The sequence below is a fragment of the Intestinibacillus sp. NTUH-41-i26 genome (genome assembly GCF_032769475.1).
Taxonomy (GTDB): domain Bacteria; phylum Bacillota; class Clostridia; order Oscillospirales; family Butyricicoccaceae; genus Agathobaculum; species Agathobaculum ammoniilyticum.
This window is the reverse complement of the sequence record NZ_CP136477.1, coordinates 2117565-2136705: the sequence shown is the minus strand read 5'-3', so window position 1 is coordinate 2136705 and position 19141 is coordinate 2117565. Positions and strand designations below refer to the sequence as shown.

The 19141-nt window shown below is 53.1% G+C and carries 13 protein-coding genes; 3 read left to right on the top strand and 10 right to left on the bottom strand.

Annotation, left to right across the window (positions count from 1 at the left end):
- Both RX717_RS10935 and RX717_RS10930 read right to left on the bottom strand, forming a co-directional pair.
- Positions 1-1803: a methyl-accepting chemotaxis protein gene (locus tag RX717_RS10935; RefSeq protein WP_054327106.1), complete on the bottom strand. Its 1803-nt coding sequence runs from the start codon at positions 1801-1803 to the stop codon at positions 1-3.
- 51 nt (positions 1804-1854) lie between these two features.
- Positions 1855-2556, bottom strand: a complete 702-nt coding sequence (locus RX717_RS10930; RefSeq protein WP_107631886.1) for a cell division ATP-binding protein FtsE — start codon at positions 2554-2556, stop codon at positions 1855-1857.
- A 104-nt stretch (positions 2557-2660) separates the two neighbouring features.
- Here RX717_RS10930 and RX717_RS10925 point away from each other — a divergent pair, with 104 nt between their 5' ends.
- On the top strand, positions 2661-3545 hold the full coding sequence (locus tag RX717_RS10925; RefSeq protein WP_054327109.1) for a C39 family peptidase: 885 nt from the start codon (positions 2661-2663) through the stop codon (positions 3543-3545).
- Here the strand turns inward: RX717_RS10925 and RX717_RS10920 are convergent.
- The 3 genes from RX717_RS10920 to fliD are packed head-to-tail and all read right to left on the bottom strand — an operon-like array spanning position 3542 to position 6856.
- Positions 3542-3913: a hypothetical protein gene (locus RX717_RS10920; protein WP_107631887.1), complete on the bottom strand. Its 372-nt coding sequence runs from the start codon at positions 3911-3913 to the stop codon at positions 3542-3544. The genes RX717_RS10925 and RX717_RS10920 overlap by 4 nt on opposite strands.
- Complete coding sequence (locus tag RX717_RS10915; RefSeq protein ID WP_054327111.1) at positions 3910-4281, bottom strand: flagellar export chaperone FliS; 372 nt, start codon at positions 4279-4281, stop codon at positions 3910-3912. Before RX717_RS10915 ends, RX717_RS10920 begins: the two co-directional genes overlap by 4 nt.
- A 19-nt stretch (positions 4282-4300) precedes the next feature.
- The gene (fliD, locus tag RX717_RS10910; RefSeq protein WP_107631888.1) at positions 4301-6856 is read right to left on the bottom strand and encodes a flagellar filament capping protein FliD; all 2556 of its coding nucleotides are present in this window, start codon (positions 6854-6856) and stop codon (positions 4301-4303) included.
- 151 nt (positions 6857-7007) lie between these two features.
- Here fliD and RX717_RS10905 point away from each other — a divergent pair, with 151 nt between their 5' ends.
- Together RX717_RS10905 and RX717_RS10900 are read left to right on the top strand one after the other, a co-directional pair.
- Positions 7008-7778 carry a ParA family protein gene (locus tag RX717_RS10905; RefSeq protein ID WP_054327113.1) on the top strand — a complete coding sequence of 257 codons (771 nt, stop codon included), beginning with the start codon at positions 7008-7010 and terminating at the stop codon, positions 7776-7778.
- A 20-nt stretch (positions 7779-7798) separates the two neighbouring features.
- A complete protein-coding gene (locus tag RX717_RS10900; RefSeq protein WP_107631889.1) occupies positions 7799-8587 on the top strand; it encodes a late competence development ComFB family protein in 789 nt (262 codons plus the stop codon).
- A 74-nt stretch (positions 8588-8661) separates the two neighbouring features.
- Here the strand turns inward: RX717_RS10900 and RX717_RS10895 are convergent, their stop codons facing one another.
- The 5 genes from RX717_RS10895 to RX717_RS10875 all read right to left on the bottom strand — a co-directional run bounded on the left by RX717_RS10895 (position 8662) and on the right by RX717_RS10875 (position 19068).
- On the bottom strand, positions 8662-11739 hold the full coding sequence (locus RX717_RS10895; RefSeq protein WP_159068197.1) for an EAL domain-containing protein: 3078 nt from the start codon (positions 11737-11739) through the stop codon (positions 8662-8664).
- Between the two features lie 129 nt (positions 11740-11868).
- The gene (locus RX717_RS10890; protein ID WP_107631891.1) at positions 11869-16710 is read right to left on the bottom strand and encodes an S-layer homology domain-containing protein; all 4842 of its coding nucleotides are present in this window, start codon (positions 16708-16710) and stop codon (positions 11869-11871) included.
- 33 nt (positions 16711-16743) lie between these two features.
- Positions 16744-17340, bottom strand: coding sequence for a PilZ domain-containing protein (locus tag RX717_RS10885; RefSeq protein WP_054327120.1), 597 nt, complete (start codon positions 17338-17340; stop codon positions 16744-16746).
- Positions 17340-17663, bottom strand: coding sequence for an EscU/YscU/HrcU family type III secretion system export apparatus switch protein (locus tag RX717_RS10880; RefSeq protein ID WP_054327121.1), 324 nt, complete (start codon positions 17661-17663; stop codon positions 17340-17342). The genes RX717_RS10885 and RX717_RS10880 overlap by 1 nt, the downstream gene beginning before the upstream one ends.
- A complete protein-coding gene (locus RX717_RS10875; protein ID WP_107631892.1) occupies positions 17650-19068 on the bottom strand; it encodes a hypothetical protein in 1419 nt (472 codons plus the stop codon). The genes RX717_RS10880 and RX717_RS10875 overlap by 14 nt, the downstream gene beginning before the upstream one ends.
- Positions 19069-19141: the final 73 nt, after the last annotated feature.

The window sequence follows — 19141 nt, the reverse complement described above, 5'->3', positions numbered from 1 at the left end:
TTAGTACTTATCGAGGTCCTCGGTAAAGGATTTTCCTGCTGCGGAGGAGCGACGAAAGGTATCCCCCTGATCGGGGGACAGTCCTCCTGCATAAGGGCTGCCGCCGAATTTTGCAGAGGAGGAACTGTTGACATGGAACGCGGAGAAAATCTGACGCATGATATTGGCCTGGGAGGAAAGCTCCTCGCTTGCCGCTGCGGATTCTTCGCTCGTTGCGGAATTGGTCTGTACAACCGTGGAAATCTGATCGATGCCCTGCATGATCTGGTCGATGGATTCCGATTCATGCTCTGCGGCATCGGCGATCCGGCTGATCTGCTCAACAGACTGCGTGGTCAGTTCTGCGCTCTGCGTAATGGAATCCGCCGCAGTGCGGGCGATTTCGGAGCCGTTTTCCACAGCCTTGATCGAGGATTCGATCAGAGCGGTCGTATTGCTGGCAGCTTCCGCGCTCTTGGTGGCGAGATTACGCACCTCGTCGGCGACGACCGCGAAACCCTTGCCCGCAGAACCGGCGCGCGCGGCTTCGACTGCGGCATTGAGCGCCAGGATATTGGTCTGGAAAGAGATATCCTCGATCGTTTTGATGATCTTGCTGATCTCCTGCGAGGTAGCTGTAATCTCGTTCATGGCCTCGATCATCTTGGCCATTTGCTCCTGGCTCGCGATATTCTGCTGTCCGGCCTTGTCCGCGTTTTCCTTCGCTACACGCGCCGATTCGGCGTTTTCGCGGGCAGCATCAGCAATATCGTTAATGGTGGAGGAAAGCTCCTCTACCGCGCTTGCCTGCTCAGTAGCGCCCTGTGCGAGCGCCTGCGCACCATTGGAAACCTGCTCGGCACCGGCAGATACCTGGTCGACCGAGGACATGGCGTTGGAGATCATATTGCCCAAAGTAGAAAGAAGGGTGGAAAGATTGTTGGATACGGTTTGAAGTGCGCCGGGGAAATTTCCGTTTACAGAAATCGTAAAATCGCCGTTGGCCATACTGGTAGTGACGCGTGCGACTTCGCTGATGGATTCCTTCAGGACCGTTTGGCTGGTCTTGAGCGCGGAGGAGATTTCACCTACCTCATCACGGGACTCATAAGTAACGGGACGATCGAGATCGCCGTCGCTCATAGCAACGATAGCGTCGCGCGCTTCGGACAGCGGCACCCGAATGGAGTGGATGATCTTAACAGCGAAGATAAGTGTGAGAGCCAGAAAGATCAGTGTCATGCTAACAAAGATAATAGCGATCCGTATGACATTGCTGGTTTCATTGTCGATAAGGACCTTTATGTCACTTTGTAATCCGCGAATAAAAGTGCGGGCAGCATCAGCTTGGGCAGTCAAAGCCGGCGTACACTCTTGCTGCAGGATTTCAGTAGCAGCATCAAAATCATTTTTATCCAGAGCGGCAGTGATTTCGGGAACAATATTCAACCATTTTTGCGAAGCGGCAATAACCTCATCTGCTGCATTGGCTGCCATATACTTTCCGGTATTTTCCTGTAAGTAAGAAATTTTCTCCTCCAAGCTGCTGATGGCTTCATTCAGTTTTTCCTGATTGGAGGCATAATCGGACTTGTTCGTATCGAGTACCATATCGCGTGCATAGCGAGCGGCGGTGTTGATATTGACCTGAGATTCCAACGCCTGTGTTTCAAGCTGTAGTTCGCCATTAATTAGATCGGTGTAACGGTTGTTAACAGAAATCGTATTGATCAGTGCAAATATGACGAGTATGAGTGACAGAATGATTGGTATGGCAAAACCTACGGCAAGTCGTGCGCTAATACGCATGTTTTTCAGCTTCATGTTGTGAAATTCCTCCTGAGTTTTGAAAATGAATTTATAAAAAACGGCAGCTTAACGCAACTCGCCGTATTTTCCTTTTTCGACGTCCCCTGCAATCCGGCCGGAAACCAGCGTAACAACGCGCCGGCACATGATATTGACAAAGTTTTTAGCATGGGTCGCCATAATGATGGTTGTACCGCGGCGGTTGATCTCGTTTAAAATGTTCATGATATCCCAGCCGGTATCGTCATCCAGATTTGCGGTGATCTCATCCAGGAGCAGGATATGAGGATTGCAGATGATGGCTCGCGCAAGCTCGACCAGCTTTATCTGCCCGCCGGACAGCATGTATGGATAGGAGTCCGCCATAGTGCGCATACCAACAATGGAGAGGGCTTTGAGTGTGTTTTGTGGGATAACCCGATTGGAAACCCCCATGGCCCGCTGGACGATTTCAAGGTTTTCACCGATCGTTTTTTTACGAATGAGGGCTGGTTCCTGCCACACCTGCCCAATCCGGCGGCGGTACAATGGACGCCGCCACTGTGGTATACGGTTGATCTGCTGCCCTTCCACCCATATGGCGCCCTCCTCCGGAGTGATGTGGTTTGCAAGCAGGCGGAGAAGCGTTGTTTTTCCCGCACCGCTGCTGCCAATCAGAAAAACAAAGTCTCCTGCTTCGATCGAAAGCGAAAGTTCGTCGATTGCAGCAAAACGGCGCTTTTCATTCATAAAATATTTGCTTACATGGTCAAATTCGATCTGGGGCACGCGTTGTTCCTCCGGAAAAATACAAAATGGTGGTCAAGAATGGACAAAAACGGGTTTATCTGCTATGATATCAAAAACAGGCTGACGATAAGGAGGTGAGCGGCGTGAAAAAAGTAAAAAAGCACAAGATCAGAAATACGGTTACCGTACTCCTCCTCATGGTATGCTGCATTGGTGGTGCGGAGCTTGCAGTCGCCTACTGGCTGGATCGGCCGGTTTTTGACAAGCTCACAAAGCCGGTGATACAGAAAGCGGAACAACTTTGGCAGCGCGGCGGTGAGGTGATTGCCGCCGGCCGGTTTTGGCTGACTGATAAATTCGCACAGCCTGCCCTTATGGAGCAGGAAACGGTAGACCCGCAGAAAGCCAGCGAGCCCATGCTGTCAGACGGCGGGGAGGCGATCACAGATCCATCTGTCACAGAGCTGACAATAAAGGATGGGCAGGAACTTCTGACCGGCGGTTCCATTTCCGTTGCGTACTTTGCACAAAGCGATTCGGCGTGGAAGGATAAAAGCTATGGAAACGATCCGATCGGCAGCTATGGATGCGGCCCCACGGTTATGGCAATGGCTGTGCAAAGCATGACCGGAACGAAAACTGATCCGGAAAAAATGGCGGCGTGGTGCGCTGTACATGGTTATTGGGCACCCCAAAGCGGTTCTTACCATTCTATCGTGCAGGGGGTAGCAGATGCCTTCGGATTGGAATGTGATCCGGCAGGGACGCTTAGTGCGGACGAGCTTCGCCTTCAGCTTTCCGGTGGCCGCATTGCGGTGGCGCTGATGAAAGCCGGACATTTTACAAGCGGTGGACATTTTATCCTGCTGCGCGGTACAACAGTGGAGGGGAAGATCCTTGTAGCTGACCCCAACAGCCGCGCGCGCAGTCTGGCTGCGTGGGATGCCCAGACCATCATAGACGAACTGAGCGACAGCCGCAGCGCAGGAGCGCCGCTGTGGTTCCTGTCAAAATCAGTGCAGGATTAGCCGCGTGTGGAGAGACCCTGTTCGAGCCGCTGGTTGAGTGGAAGGAGCCGATCCAGCAACTGGCGGTTTTGCGCCATCTGCCGCGCGAGCAGTTGACCCTCTTCATCTTCAGGCAGGCCCCCGTCCAGAAGGGCCTGCCATTTTTGCTGCATATCGTCGGATAGGCTCGCACACAAGGTGTGTATGGCCTGATCTGAGGCTTGAAGTCGCAGAATCGACTCTTGACGCATGGTGAGCAGAAGTCCGAAAGAGGTGCGGTCTCCGCGGTCCAGCGATTCGCCGAGCTGTACGGTGAGATCAAGCGTTTCGCTTAAAGCGGTATACCTGCGGCGGAGCTGGGTCAGGAGCTGTTGGGCCTGTGCGTTCATACGCCGCCTTCTTTCTGAGCGGCGCGGAACGTATCGCGCAGGTCGGTCAGCCGCGGCTTTACCTCTGCCAGGATTCTGGTGTTGCGCCCGATCTTTACGCGGGTCAACTCATATGTGAAAAAATCATACAGGCGATGCAGGTCGTGGCTGATGGGATACTGTGGGTCAAGCGTATCGTCCAGATATTCGAGGATTTCGATACAGCGCGTGATGGATGCCTCGAAAAGCGTATAATCCTGCTTGCCTATGGCAAGCTCGGCGCGCGTAAGGCGCTTGACCAATTCGTCATAGAGCAGCAACAGCAGCTCGCCGCGTGTCATCGTATTGACAGACTGCGCCTTATACTGTTCGTAGCCATGCATATCCATAGGCTTTTCATCCTTCCGGTCAATAGCCGCTCCCACCTAAGCTGGCAAGGTAGGAGCTCTGGGAATTCATCTGGCTGATCAGAACCTCCAGCCTGCTGAACTTCGCGGTGTAGGTATCGATCTGATCATTCAATTTATCGGTAAGTGTGTCAATCATATCGGTGATATCCTCGAGCTGGTTCTGGATCGTATTGTTCAGCAGGGAGAGGGGGGAATACTGAGAGCCTGCCTTTTCGATCAGGATGCCCTTGGTCGCGCCGGTGGTACCGGCATATTTGTCAAGCTGAACTTTCAGGCGGGAAATAGCGCCGCCCGAGGAGGTGTCATCCACCCAAGTGGTTGTACCGTCTGCGTTGGTAACCTGCTTTTGCTCCATCGGGTCGGAAAACGCGCTTGCCACGGCATCCGGATCGGTTTCAAGGATGGAACGCAGTTTGGTTTCGTCGAGTGTGATTTTGCCCTTATCTGAATAGTTTGTGGAAACATTGATACCGATTTTGGACAAATCAGAGCCGGAAAAGAGAAAGCGCAGACTGCTGGAGAGCGAACCAAGGTCGCTGTCATTGAACAGCAGGCCCTGCTTGGCCTTTGTCTCAAAGGCTTCAATCTCCTTATCGCTCATATCCGCCTTCTGATCTTCTGTAAGCGGCTCGTAGCTCTTATTGTAATCGGGCTGGGTGGAATACTGCTCATTGATCTCCGAGAGGACCTTGTTGTAATCCTCGACAAAGCTCTTGATTGCGTCGACAATCTTATCGCTGTCCACCTTTGCGCTGAACGAAACACCGGAATCATTTTCCGCAGCCGCGTCAAAGGTGCCGCTGGCGGTAACGGTAAAGCCGTCTATGTTGAAAGCATTAGTGCCGCTGGTCAGCTCCCGTTCCACACCGTTAATAAGCGCGGTCATTTTTGCATCCTGTCCCTGAATACGGGTGGAGGAAGCGCTGTCGACATACTGCCCCTGTTTGTCCAAACGCTGGATTTTTGCGGTGCTGCCATCATCACTGTATTCGACGGTGCCAAATAAACGGGCGGCAAGATTATCCGCCCCATCCGAGGTGGTTTTGCTAATGGAAACGCGGCCGCCGGTACCACCGTGCGTGGAGGAAAATACAAACTGGTTAGAGGTTTTGGAATAACTGAGCTTGACGCCGGCCTCGGGCTTGCTGTTGATTGCGCTGGTCAACGTACTGATGCTGTCGTTTGCGCTGAATTCCCCGATCTTTACACCGTTGATTTCAAAGGAATACAGGGCGTTTCCACTTTCATCGGTCTTGATTTTCCCATCAGGGCCGGTAATAGCAGTCATACCCTTAATGATGGTGATTTTCTTTCCGTCCTGCTCTATCGAATCGGTACCATACAGGTCGCCCAGAGTTTTGCTCGTATTGACACGGTTGGATGCGCCTCGGTCGATACCGAAAATGCCGCCCTTGCCAACCACATGGAGCGTGCCGGAGTCGATAGAAAGCGTATCGCTGTCACCCTTAACAGAGAAAGAGGGCTGGAACGTGCCATCTGAGGCGGTGTTGGAAACCGTAACCCTACCGTAGCCGAACGCCTGATCCAGCTGCGTTTGCAGATAGTTTTGCATAGCGGAATTGGGGTCAGAGGACTCGAAGATTGCCTTGTATTCTGCAGAATCCTTTTCCGGCATCGTGATTGTTGCCGTGGTGCCATTGAAAGTAAATTTCATGGAAGAACCGGCTAAAACCTCACCGGCGGGTTTGCTGGTGGCCAGATCCGTCGCTTCCACTGCAGAGGAGGATTCGATTTTATCGGTTGCCGTCAGCTTGCTTCCGCTGGACAGATGCAACGCTGTCAGCACTTCCTGAGAGGAACTGCCCAGCAGCTCGAGGGTGTTGGTTTCGCTGGAGTTGGTAAACTGGAACGAAATTTTTCCATCGACGACCTCGGCCTTGACCTTGCTGTCCATTTTTATACTGGTGCCATCGCTAAGCGAGACAGAGGCGTTTGAAAGCTGCCGGTTAATTTCATCAGCGACATCTTCAACGCTTTTGTATTCACGATCGCTGTCAAATGTAATGGAAAAGGATTTGTTGCCATATTTAAAGGATAACTGCTTTCCGGCCAGATTACTTACGTTCACATCACCTTTCAAGTCCACGCCCTTGGAGGCGTCAATGCTTTGGGTGTTGTCAATACCACTCAAGCCGGAAAAGGTGATGGTTTCTGATTTTGCAAGCTGGCTGACACGCTGGATCACAATATCGCTTGTTGTATTGCCGGAAGCTGAAATTAAGTCCTTATATTTACCGGCTGTAGTGATAATACTCGGCTTGAAGAAATTCGCACTCATCAGATTGGTTGAGGAGGTGTACGAGGTATATTTGGTGGAAAGCTGCACCAATTGATCGCTGATACTGCGGTACGCTTCCTGCTTCCACAGCAGCTTTTGCTGTTTCTGTTGCTGCGCTGTGATTTTGTTTTTTGTGCCCATGACCATGTTTTCGATCATGGCTTCAGTATCCATGCCGCTGGCAAGTCCGCTCAGCACATTGCGGCTGCCATAAAGGCTGGAGGCGCTGCTGCCGCCTACACTGCTTACTGCCATAAAAACACTCCTTTCCCCATGATACGGGGTGATAATACAGTGAACAGGATCATGCAGAAAAAAATAAAAATCCCTATATTTTTATCTCGACGTATAGTATACTAAAATTAAGGGCGGAAAGCTTTTTTTTAAAGACAAAGGAGTGATTTTATTGGCGGAGATAATTGCGGTCACCAATCAGAAGGGCGGCGTTGGCAAAACAACGACCGCCGCAGCGCTGATTGCTACACTGGCGGAAAAGGGGAAGAAAGTTCTTGGCGTCGATCTGGACCCGCAGGGCAATCTCGGCTTCAGCCTCGGTATAGATATTGATAATGTACATACCCTGTATGAGGTGTTTAAAAAACAGATACCGGTCGAGCAGGCGTTATGTGCTACGGAGTATGGGGACATGCTCGCGGCAAATATCCTGTTGTCCGGTGTGGAATTGGAGTGCAACAAGCCAGGGCGGGAGTACCTGCTCAAGACCGAGCTGTCCGCGCTGTCGGCGGATTACGACTATATCATTATTGATACGCCGCCTGCACTGAACCTGTTGACAGTGAATGCTTATGTGACAGCGGACAAGCTGATCATCCCGATGGCACCTGAGATTCTCAGCCTGCTTGGCGTAACCCAGATCAAGGAAACAATCGAAACGGTGAGGCAATACTATAACCCGCGTCTGAAGGTCATCGGTATTCTGCTCAATAAATTCAATGCACGGCTCAACCTGAACAGGGATGTGCTGGATCTGTCACGGCAGATCGCAGAGCAGCTTGATACCAAGGTGTTTGAAACAAAAATAAGGCAGGGTGTGCTTGTAGCGGAATCACCCGCACATGGGAAAAGTGTTGTGACCTATGCGCCGCACTCCAAGCCTGCAATGGATTTTGTTGCGCTTGTTGAAGAAATACTGCAGGAAGGCTCGGTGGAGCAGTAACGTGGGAAAGGGGAAAAAACATGGCGGAAAAGCGCAGCAGTAAAACGGCGCGCGTGCTGAACCTGATCACGCAGCAGGGGGGTGAAACGCCGGAGCAAAACACAGAGGAGGTACGGCAGCCGGCTGACGTAACGCAGGAAGAGAAAAAAGCGGTGAAGCGCAAGGCCGCAAGGAAAGCTACGGTCCCTCGCAAGCCGGCTGTACAGAAGAAAATAGAGGACCAGGATGAGCCGGATCAGCAAGCGTCAGCTGTGCCGGAGCGCATGGCACAATCCGCACCGCTGCCGGTTGTCCCTATCGTGCAGACCACAAAGGATCGGGAAAAGGCATTGTCGGACGAGATACGCACAGGTCTGTTACAGGCGCTGGAAGCAGAGGTGAACGCAATACCGGCGCAAACAGCGGAGGAGGAGGCGCCTCCGGATGAAAAAGCAGTCGACAATATGCCGTCAACGGAACCGGAACCAGCGGAGCAGAAAAAGATATGCTTTCCATCACAAGGCGCAAAGGAAGAACAGGCCTTTGTAACACCGCATGGGGAAAAGGATGTCCAATACATTAACGTTCTGCAGGAGCTGGTGGAGGAGGAAGCAGCATACTATGTAGAACATATGCTGCAATGCCGCTGTGCTCGCTGTGTTGCAGATATGAAAGCGCTGGCATTGACAAACCTGCCCTCCAAATATGTTGTGTTGGACAGCAAAAGGCGGAATGCGATGATGAGTCTGTATGCGGCGCGGTATGATAAGCTCCTGTCCGTCCAGATGATGCGCGCATGTGTGCTTGTGAATGAGAACCCCCATCATTAGAAAGCAGGGAAAGGTGCTACAAAAAGGGGCCGCAGCATAGCTGCGGCCCCTTTTTTACTGTCGGCGGATAGCGGTTAATGGCTGATTGTGCCCTCTGGCGTCTCGAGCAGACGACCGAGCGCGTCCAAATCCAGCGGCCGGTAGAAATAAAAACCCTGGATGAAATCACAACCGGTCTGTCGGATCAAGTTGAATTCGTCCTCGGTCTCCACACCTTCGACACAGACTTGTTTGCCAAAACGGTGGCAGGAATAGATAATGCTTGCGATAAAGTCCAGCTTCTGCTTGGAGGAGGTGATCCCGTGGATCAGCGTTTGATCCAATTTGATCAGGTCGGCCGGATGCTGTAGAAGCAGGGAAAGGTTGGAATAAGCTGTGCCAAAGTCGTCCAGAACAAAGGAAATGCCTATTTCCTTGCACTGCCGGATAAAGGCTTCCAGTCGCTCCGGCGCACTGTCATGATGGGTTTCCGTAAGCTCTATCAGTAGGTTGTGGGCTGGGATATGGAACTGTTGAAGCGTCTGCCGGATATGAGGGAACAAGCCGTCATCCAGAAGCTGAAGGTAGCTGATGTTGATGGAAAAGCGAAAGTCCGGCCGAAGGGAAAGAATATGCTGTGCCGCACGCGCGGTCTGGGTGATGACCCATTTGCCGACAGGAACAATCACACCCTGCTGTTCCAGTGTGGCGATGCACTGGGAAAGCGAAACATTTTGCCCATGCATGCTCCAGCGGAGCAGGACCTCGCCGCCGAATATCTGTTGCGTAGCGGCTTCAACCTGCGGCTGGACAACGATATGGAAGCCTTCAAAGCCGTGGTTGACACTGTAATTGAGGGTAAAACCGAGACTGCTTTGTTCTCTCCGATTTTGTATCATATGGGGAGAAAATTTCAGATAATCCAGCGAGGGGAAGCCAGCCGAAACATTTGCGACCACGATGGCGTTGTCAATCAGCTCCTGCGCGGTGGCCCCGTCCTCAGGGTAATGCAGCACGCCTGCCGCGCAGGGATACATCATATGGATTCCGTATTTGGCACAGGCATCCAGCATGATATTGCGTATCCGCTGGACCGGAAGCGCAGGCTTCAGGTTTTTATGGGAGAAAGCGAGGAAATGGTTGTCACTCAGGCGAAAAAAACGGAAGAACGTACCCATCTGTATTTCCAACTGGCAGCCAATCTCACGCAGGACAGCGTCTCCCGTTTCGCGGCCGAAAGCAAGGTTGATATCGGCAAGCGGCTGGAACGCAAAGCTGAGCAGGAGCAGGGGGGAGCGGGAAACGCTGCAGATAGCAGACAGCTCCTCTTCTGCCGAGGACAAATTGAGAAGCCCAGTGGTCGAATCAACGGCGTCTTCGTTTTTCAGGCAGACCATGCTACCGGAAAAGAAGAGCGGGCGGGCCATTTCCGCGTCCCACTTCATAATGCCGCGGCAATGGATCCACAGCAACTGCCCCGCCTTGTTGTAAATACGGTAGCGGATCGTATGGATCTTGCGTTTCTTTTCAATCATATCCTGCAAATCGGCTATATGAAGCGCCTGATCCGGCTTATAAATCCGCTGCTCCAACAGGTCGACAAAATTATACACAAGATTGTCTGTAAAATTGAATTCGTCTTTCAGGTTATCGGAAATAAAATAGACATTTTTCTGCATATCACCACAATAGAGGTAAAAGGTGGTATCTGCCATGGCGACGGACTGGAAAAAGACCTCGGGATCAAAAAAATAGTTGCTCAGGAAGTTTTGGAACGCGGTTTCCCTGGAGGAGAAGCAGGCAGGCGGCATAGCACTGCCGCGCAGCGTGGAATGGCGCGTCTGGCCGGTTGCGAGGTCGATGCGGCTGTAGTATTTCCGCTTATCCTGATACATCAGATCGTCCGCTTTCTGTATCAGGGTGCGGATATCCTGGCTGGTATCCGCTGTCCACAGGCTGCCGATAGACAGCTCGCAATTGCTTTCAGCCAAGAACACCCGCAACTGGGCGACGCTTTGTTCAAAGTCCGGCTGCGGCGTATTATCGCATAAGACCAGGAATTCATCACCGCCCATACGGTAGACCGGCTGGGTGGGGAACGCTTTCTGCAGAATATGAAAAATACGTACAATCAGTTCGTCGCCGCTGTTATGACCGAGCAGATCGTTAATGCTTTTCAGTCCGATCAGGTCGCAGTAGACGAGGCCGATTGAATGCAGTGGACATTCCCTGCGGATATGGTCTTTTAGTGCGCGGCGATTCAGGGCACCGGTCATCTGGTCGTACATGCTGGAGTTCTTGAAATAATGCAGCAGATCTCGCCGCTGCATGGTCGTGGTGATGAAAGGGGACAGCACCTTGCAGATATCGGAAAGATAGCGGAGTTGTTGCGGCGGTGCGTTGTCCAGACGCAGGTAGCCGCTGATGCGGCCCTCCAGCAACAGTGGAACAAGGAGAAGGGACTGATCACCCCCAGCGGAAGCTTGGTCACAGAAAACGGGAAGATGCCTTTGCAGCTCTTGACCACTGGAAAGAACCAGAGGCTCGGTGCTGTCACGACCGGGATACTGTTGTGAGAGGTACTGCTCCAAATCAAAAGGGAGTATCTTAGTACCCGCAGAGGAGGGAGGCCAGCAGTAAGTGCTCTGAAATCGGTGTTCGGCCGGTACGCGTTCGTAAATGGAAAGCTGCAGACCGGCCTGCTGCTGTCCAATATACTGCAGCATCAGGTTCAGGGATTCATCCGGCTCATCCGAGGCCGCGAAAGCAAAAATCAGGCACTCATTTACGAACGCTTCGTAATGAACGAACGAATTGAAGCGATAGGTCTCCAGCTCGCTTCTGTCCATATTGATGGCCAGCGTGACATGATAACGGCAGCCGCTGTATTCGATCAGGCTGTCCTTGATGCGGAACGTATGTGCGGTGACGGGATTACGGTATACCCATTCGGCGGCCCCGCTTTCCAAAAGCGCCCTGCATGTACAGAACGTACAGGGCTCGTGTGCATGCTGCATGACCTCGTAGCAGGGATGCCCCTTATAGTCCGCTTCTGAAGGAAAGCCATACAGCTCCCGTGCATGACGGTTGAGGTAGACCAGCTCGTGCGTATCGATATCGCTGACATAGACAAGGTCGCTGAAATGCTCGAAGTATTCCCAGGGAGCCTGCATAGCTACCCCCTCCTTTATACACGGAAAAACTAATATATATAACATATCGGCAGAGCTTGGCATTGTGTTAAGAGACCGCGAGCGGGGTAAAACAAAAAGGAAGCCGAAAGGCTTCCTTTTTGCTGTGTATTATGGGTCTGTTTCCGAGGTGGTTCCATCAGAAAGAACGAATTCCACCTTGTTGGCGCCGTCTTCTTCAATGGGGTTCCCGTCAGAATCCCTTTTATATTGCAGGGTAAAGGTGATGGAACCGTCGGTTCGCATGTAGCCGGACTTATTGGAGAAGTAGCCGCCATTCCCTTTTCCGTCTGTCGGCGTGATCGTGAAGGAGTCGCCTACAACAAAGTTATTGAACTTGACGCCCAATGAACGGGTGGGGTTCAGGTTCGACAGCTTCACATATTCTACGGAATCAGGGAAAAGGTCACTGTTTTTACCGACTGTGGGAATGTAGGCCTCCGGTGTACTCATACTGTCATCGAATACATAAAGCTCGGTGTCGAAGTTGATGGTAACTGTTCCGTTATACCAATGCTTATTGTTGCTGTAGGTGGAGGTCGTGTTCATTGATTTTACCAGTGGGCCGCTGCGGTTCACCTTCTGTATATTTTTTACCACGCGGAACACGGGCAGGCCGCCCAGCTCATTCTTTGCAGCGACGATGAACAGATATTTTGTCGGTTCGTTTTGCAGCTGATCTTTGTCGATCACGGTTTCGGTGCCGCTGAAATTCCGCTCCGCGCCGTTTTGGTCAGGTGCGGGGGAGGCGTCGCTGCCGCCCTGCATGATTTCCCACAAGGCTTCCTTGAAAGCGGTGGAGTCTTTATAGCCGCCAATTGACGTATCAGAGGACCACTTGTCGAACGCATCGCTCTCCATCATTTCCAGAGCAGTTTTGCCATTGATTTGGGTTGAAAACAGGGGCGGATAGCCGCTCTGTGTTGCCTGCGGATAGAGAAGCCAATGCACTTCCGCTTCGACGCTGGTTTGTCCGGCAGCGGGCTTGATGGAAAAGGTTGCCTGACCATCACCGGTGGAATTGGCGGTCAGCACAGGCGGAACCACATCGCTGGTGTTGAATTTGTAGCACCAAACAGGGGAGGGATCCTTATACGAGCCTTTCAGAACAAAATAGATATAGTACTCCTGATTGGGCTGGAGGTCCTCAACGGTAAAGCTGCCCTGGCCTGTACCGCCGTAACGAACCTTGCCGGTTTGATACCCATTGGCCGGGGTGTAATTGGATGGGCTCATGATATTCTGGGTGGTGGGGGTTCTGATACCCTGCTCCTTCCGCTTACCAGGCTCCGGTAATGCAGCCTCGGCGTCGCCGTCGTCCTTAAATTGGCCGATATCTATAATAAGACCAGGATCATCCAGATCAGGCTCCAGACGGTTGACAGGGGCGACAACGTAATATACGTCCGCCTCGCGGTCGAGCATGTAATCGACGCGTGTCAGGGAATCACCGGGAGCCACACGGGGATACCCCTGCATGAACTGGGGCGCGTTCTGGTTGACGCGGCGCACATCAATTGTGAAATCGGATGGGTTGCCGATCGAGGCCAGCTTCTTCTGTTGGATCACATAGCTGTCCCAGAAGGACTGCTCGACGATTCCACCGGAAGTCAGGTTTTGTAGTTCGTTGGGACTGCCTGCAACGCAGTACATATACAGGTTAACGGTCGCATCCCACTTGTTACGATCCCTGTCCAGATTGATGGACGTAAATTCGACTGCGTATTCATATCCCTGGACCAATTGATTGAGCTGCGGATAGTCAGTAGGCTCAAGACCCTCGGCGCGGTTCAGGCTGGCCGCTGTCCACTTTTCATCGGGTGTTTTATTGATGGTGAATTCTACCGGCGTGCCGACCGTATCCGTTACGATTTCCCAAGCGGGCTTTTCAGCTGAAAGGTCACGGCGGTACAGCTTGAACGAAATCGTGGTATCCGAGGCGATCAGCAGGTCGTATTTTGTTCCATCGGGTACATTTTCTGTGGAATTGGCATAGGGGACCATGGAGAACGAAGCTTCAATGCCGGCGGGATTAAAACCGTCGACATCCGCGGCGGTATACTGCAATTTATTAAAGTCCACCTGCGCATCCAGGACACGGAATTCCTGGGACTTGGTGTTGGCCGGCAGGACATTGTTAGAGGAATCCGTGATGTTGTTCAGTACAAACTGGTAGGTCGCGCCGCTCTGCAGCTTCAGTGCAGCGTTGGCAAAGGTGACCTCGGTCTGCCCTTCCTCGTTCAGCTTGACCGTTATATTCTGACGTCCGTCTGGACCGAGCTCAAGCTCCTGCTTGCGCTGGTCGGTGGGATTATCCATGTTGTTGAATGTAAACATTCCCCGGATAATATCTACCCACTTGATCGGGGTCTGGTCTTTATCGCCGGCAAGCGTAAAGTCGTTTTTGCCGGAGGCAAACATTTCGGACAGGGACATTTGTGTCTCGCGGCTGTAAATGTCCTCGCTGAATACAAGGGTGACGTCGGTATTGGCCAGCGGGATGCCCTCGTCATTGGCCTGAGAGAAGCGCAGCTCAACCAGCTCCGGCGCGCTGCTGTCCAGCGTTTTCGCGTTCAGGATAGTCGCGATTTCAGACAGATTGCCCGCCGTATCCTCAGCGACAAAGTAGATATCGTAGGCGGTTTCCGCGTCAAGGCCGCTCATGTTGAAGGAAGCGACCGCGTCCTGCTTCGCGTTGAACGAGCCGCTTTTGAGCGCATACATGCCACCCTTAATCTGTAGCTTTTTGTCGAGCGCCTGCGCCTCCTCGTCCAGATCGGGGTTAGACTGCGGATAATTTTCCGTACCGTGCTTTACGATTGCCCAGTACACCTTACCGTCTTCATTGATCATGGATTCGCCGGTCAGCGCCTTGGCGTCGATTTTACTGATTCGGGGATAGTTGGTGCGGAATACAGGGGGCGTGCGGTCGGCGGTTTTTACCGATATTTTTTTGACCGCCGAATCGTTAACGGTATCGGTCAGGAAGAAGTATGCGTCATACTCGGTTACCTCGGCAAGCGCGTCCCTGGCGTACTTATCCTTGTTGCCCATCAGGATGTTGTCTTCCTCGCTGCGGATCAGCTTGCCCTTTCCAGAGGAGATGGCGCCGCTGAGCGAGCCATCCTTAAAATCATTTGCGGTGGGGGCGGGCATCCCCTTTTTGTAGATGGCCCAGTAAAGAGTGCAGGTTTTTGTTGCCGCTACGTCAAAGGTAACATAGGTGTCCTCAATCGTACTGGTTCTGGGATAGCCGGAGGCAAAATTGGGCTTGCTGTTGTCTGGCGTGGTAAAATACACACTCTTGACCGTGCTGCGGTCGTCGCGTGCGTCCACCAGTACAGCAGAAAGGACATAGGAGGCCCCAGGCTGCAGGCCGGTGATTTTCTGTGAAAGCGCATCGTTTGCATCCTTGACGGACAGGTTACCGCTTTTTACAATTTTCCCCCCATAGGAAGGCGGCTTGATCAGGTCGTTGGCATCAAAAGCACCGTCGCCGCTCAGGCGGACAGCCCAGTACAGCGTGCCGGGCTTGTTCGTCATAAAGGAGGCCTCGGCCTGGTTGGGGGCAACATCTGACAGACGGGGATAGCCGCTCAGGATGCGCGGCTTGTCTGACATTTGATCCGCCAGTGTGCTGTCCATGGTGATGCCGTCGATATTGGCGGTGATGCCGGGACGGATGATGATGACATCGGGCAGCATTTCCACCGTACAGCCCGGTGCATTGACGTACAGGGTGCCGATGTCGCCCTTGCCGGTTACAGTAGTTCCGGTATCCAGGTTCAGCTGCTCCACAACAGCGCCCTGTGCGATCGTTACTTTGGAGTCGACCGCGTTTTCATCCACGGTCAGCTTTTCCACAGTGCCGCTGCCAACATTGATGGTCGATTTGGGCGACATGGTCACGACCTCATGCATATTTCCGGCCAGATCGAGCTGCGTACCCTCCTCGCCGTCCACCTCGACATAATCAAAGCCGTGGCGGCCGGTCGATTTTCCCTCCAGATAAGTATTGGTTCGGATGTAGACCCTGTCGATATCTGTGTTGCCAACCGTTCGGATTGTGACATACTGGTTAGTCGGGCTGTCGACGATCATTTCAGGGGCGGTGCAGTTTTTCAGGATGATGCTCGCGTCGCCCTTATTGCTTTCACCTGCGCCGCTGGCGATGATCTGCCCGTAAACTGTGACATTGTTGAGCGTGACATAGCCAAGGCCTACGCCAGGGGTGATATAAAGATCGCCGGTGACGGTCATGTTTTCCAGTGTTACACCGGAGGTGGAAACCATCAGATTGCCGGAAACGCTGTTGGAATAAGTACCGGCGGACTGGATCGGCGTGCCGATGACGCGGACCAGCATGGTGGCAACCTCGCCGCGTGTGATGCGGTCGAGCGGCCGGAACGTTCCTTCAGGGTCGCCGGTCAGAATACCCTTTTCAGCTGCGGCCTTAATATAGCCGCGGCTCCAGCTGCTGGCCTTGCGGCTGTCGGTAAACGACAGATCCTCGCCGGACTGCGGCTGCAGCATCAGGTTGCGGCAGAGCATGGTCGCGGCCTCCTCGCGGGTCAGCGTGTCGTCCGGCGAGGCTGTGGAATTGGAAGTGCCTTTAAAATAACCGGCGGTATAGGCAATGCTGATATCGTCATAAAACCAGTCGCCTGTTCGTACGTCGCGGAACGGCTGCGCGCCGGTTTTATGATAGCCGAACGTGCGGTTCAGCATGCTGGCAAATTCAGCGCGCGTAATAGCGCGGCCAGGTTCCAGATTGCCGTTCTGGTCGCCGCGCATAATATTCCAGGATACCAGCCTGCTCAGGTAGGCATCCTCCCACGCGGCCTGTGCGGACGGTACGGTTAACGGCAGCATGCCGAACAGGAGGGCTGTGCATAAGGACAGCGCGCACACCCGTTTGGCGCTGTGGATCACATGTGATAGGAAATGACTCATTTGCGTTAACACCTCTGCGTTTGATAGGAAAGTCTAATGGACGGTTTTGATTTTGTGGTGCAGGTCGTATTCAAAAATACCCTCCTGCAATAGAGCCTCTTCTTGGGGGAGAAGGTCGGAAAAAGCGCAGGCATATAATTGCTGCTCCTCGGAAATGACACGGATCACCTGTGCGCTCAGCAACAGGGGCGGGGAAGAAAACGGAATTGCGATTTCAAAACGGAAGCCGGGCGCGAGCGGTCGGCTGGCGTACAGGGATATCCCGCCGCAGCTTACGTCGTGCGTGATGACGGGCAGACGGGCTGAATCACCCGAAAGCGGGTACAAGTAGGTGCGGAGCATGATCGGGATGCGAAGGTGCCTGCGCAAATGCGGACCAATGTGCTCCTCAGCCACAAAATAAAGACAGGTGTTTTGTATCCCAGCGACTCTGCCGCGCCATGCCATGAAGTTTTCGGAATTGATGCTGAGAATGTTGATGGCGGGAAGTGCGGACAAATCACAGATTGGCTTGGAGGTCAGCTCGAAAACCTTTTGCTGTCCTTTCTGTTCCATAAGGATAGCACTGGCCAGTGTTTTCTGATCATCGCTGAGGATGACGAAGCGTTTTTCCGGCTGTGGATGATGCATTATACGTCTCCCCCTTTGGACGGTCCGGTATTTGTTGCGGGTACACGGGGCTTTTCCGGCGCCTCCGGATCAAAATGCAGGAAGTAAACATAAATATCAACGATAAACTGGTAAAGCGATTCAGGGATGGCCTGACCGAGGGCAAGTTGGGAAAGCATGGTGGCAAGGGAGGAGTCCTCATAAACAGGCACGCCGTTTTCAGAGGCTATCTCGACCATGCGTTCCGCAAGGTAGCCCATGCCGGAAGCAACCACGACCGGAGCGGGCGCCCCATTTTCATACTGCAGGGCGACAGCCTTGCGGCTTTGATCATATTGTGACATTAACGCTGTTCATCCTTTCGAGTATCTTGGGGAACGCCTGGGTCAGTGTAACACGCTGCGCAGAGGGGGAGGCGCGGATCGCCCCCGGATTTAGCCCAGCGCTTTCTGCCATTTTAGCCAGTTTGGCCTCAAAAACACCGGTAAAAGGCGTCAGGTGCGGTGGACAGAAGAGCTCTGCACCGACCGAATCGTCCTGATAAGTAAGAAGGAGATCGAAGCCGCCGAGATCCTGTATGTCAAACTTGAGCAGCAGACGCATGGGGGCGGTCGGGGAACCTGCCGCACCTGACTGCTTTTCGGCATCTGCGTCAACCCATAGCTCGGAGAACATCGCACGTCCGTCCATGGCGGCAGGAAGAATGGCATGGGCGAGCGGCATAAAAACACTTTGGTTGACAAGCACCGAACGCATCAGTTCCTGCATGGCCTGTTGCTGCGTCGTGCTGCCCTCTCCCCGCATGGCGCGGGAAGCAAGGGAGGTAAGCTGATCCAAAAGCGTGGCGGTTGCTTCATCCGGCGGAACGGTATGCGCGCGCAGCATTTGCAGGATATCCTCCTGGCTCATTTCGCCGAACGCCTTTTTGACCGGTGTGTAGCTGAAAAGCTGGTAGAAAGACTGCAGTACATTTTGCGGGGAACCGTTTTCATACTGCGCGATGGTGGGGAGCAGCATGCTCAAAAGGCTGCGGGCGATGCCACGATCGTGCATTTGGGAAACATAGTCCGACATATAGGGGAGAACCGTGTTCTGGAGCAGGGAGAGTGCACCGGCGCGGTCGCCATGAGCCAGCAAGGCGTCAAGCTGCGCCAGTTGTCCGTCCAGTGTGCTGCTGAAGCGTTTCGGCATGAACCAGGACATTTGGCGTATGGTGCGCGTCAGGCTGCGCTCGATATGCTCCGTGGAAGCGAAAGCGCTGAACTTCCGCAGAAACTGGGCAATATCCTCCTTCATAGCAGAGGAGGGATTGGACTGGAGCGCCTTGCGTAAAACATCGAAAAGCGGTCCGCGGAAGCGCTGCCCAGAGGAAAACTGACCTTTCAGCAGGGCGAGAAGCTGCTCCGGATTGAGCTGTAAGGCCTGTATAATGCGTACCAGCGCTGCACTGACCTCGGCCGTTTCGGCTCCAGACGCACTCAGACCGCTGGCCAGAAGCTGGTAGATACTATCGGAAACCGAGCCGAAAGCGCGAAGATCCTGCAAAAACGCCTGGAAATAGGAATCATAGCGCCGCGTCAGCCCAGAACCGGCCGTATCCTGCCGATCGGTACGCTGGTCGGCGCGGCTGATGCGCGATGGATCAGGTATGTTTTTGACCTGTGTATCGTTCGGTGTGATAGGAGAACGATAGCTGGTATTGTTCTCCTGCCCAGGGACAGGGTTGGTCACACTGGTGATGTTTGGCATAGAGCTACACTCCGTTCATCCGTAGAAAAATTTATCCAATCTATTAATTGCGTGCCATATCCGGTCGATTTAT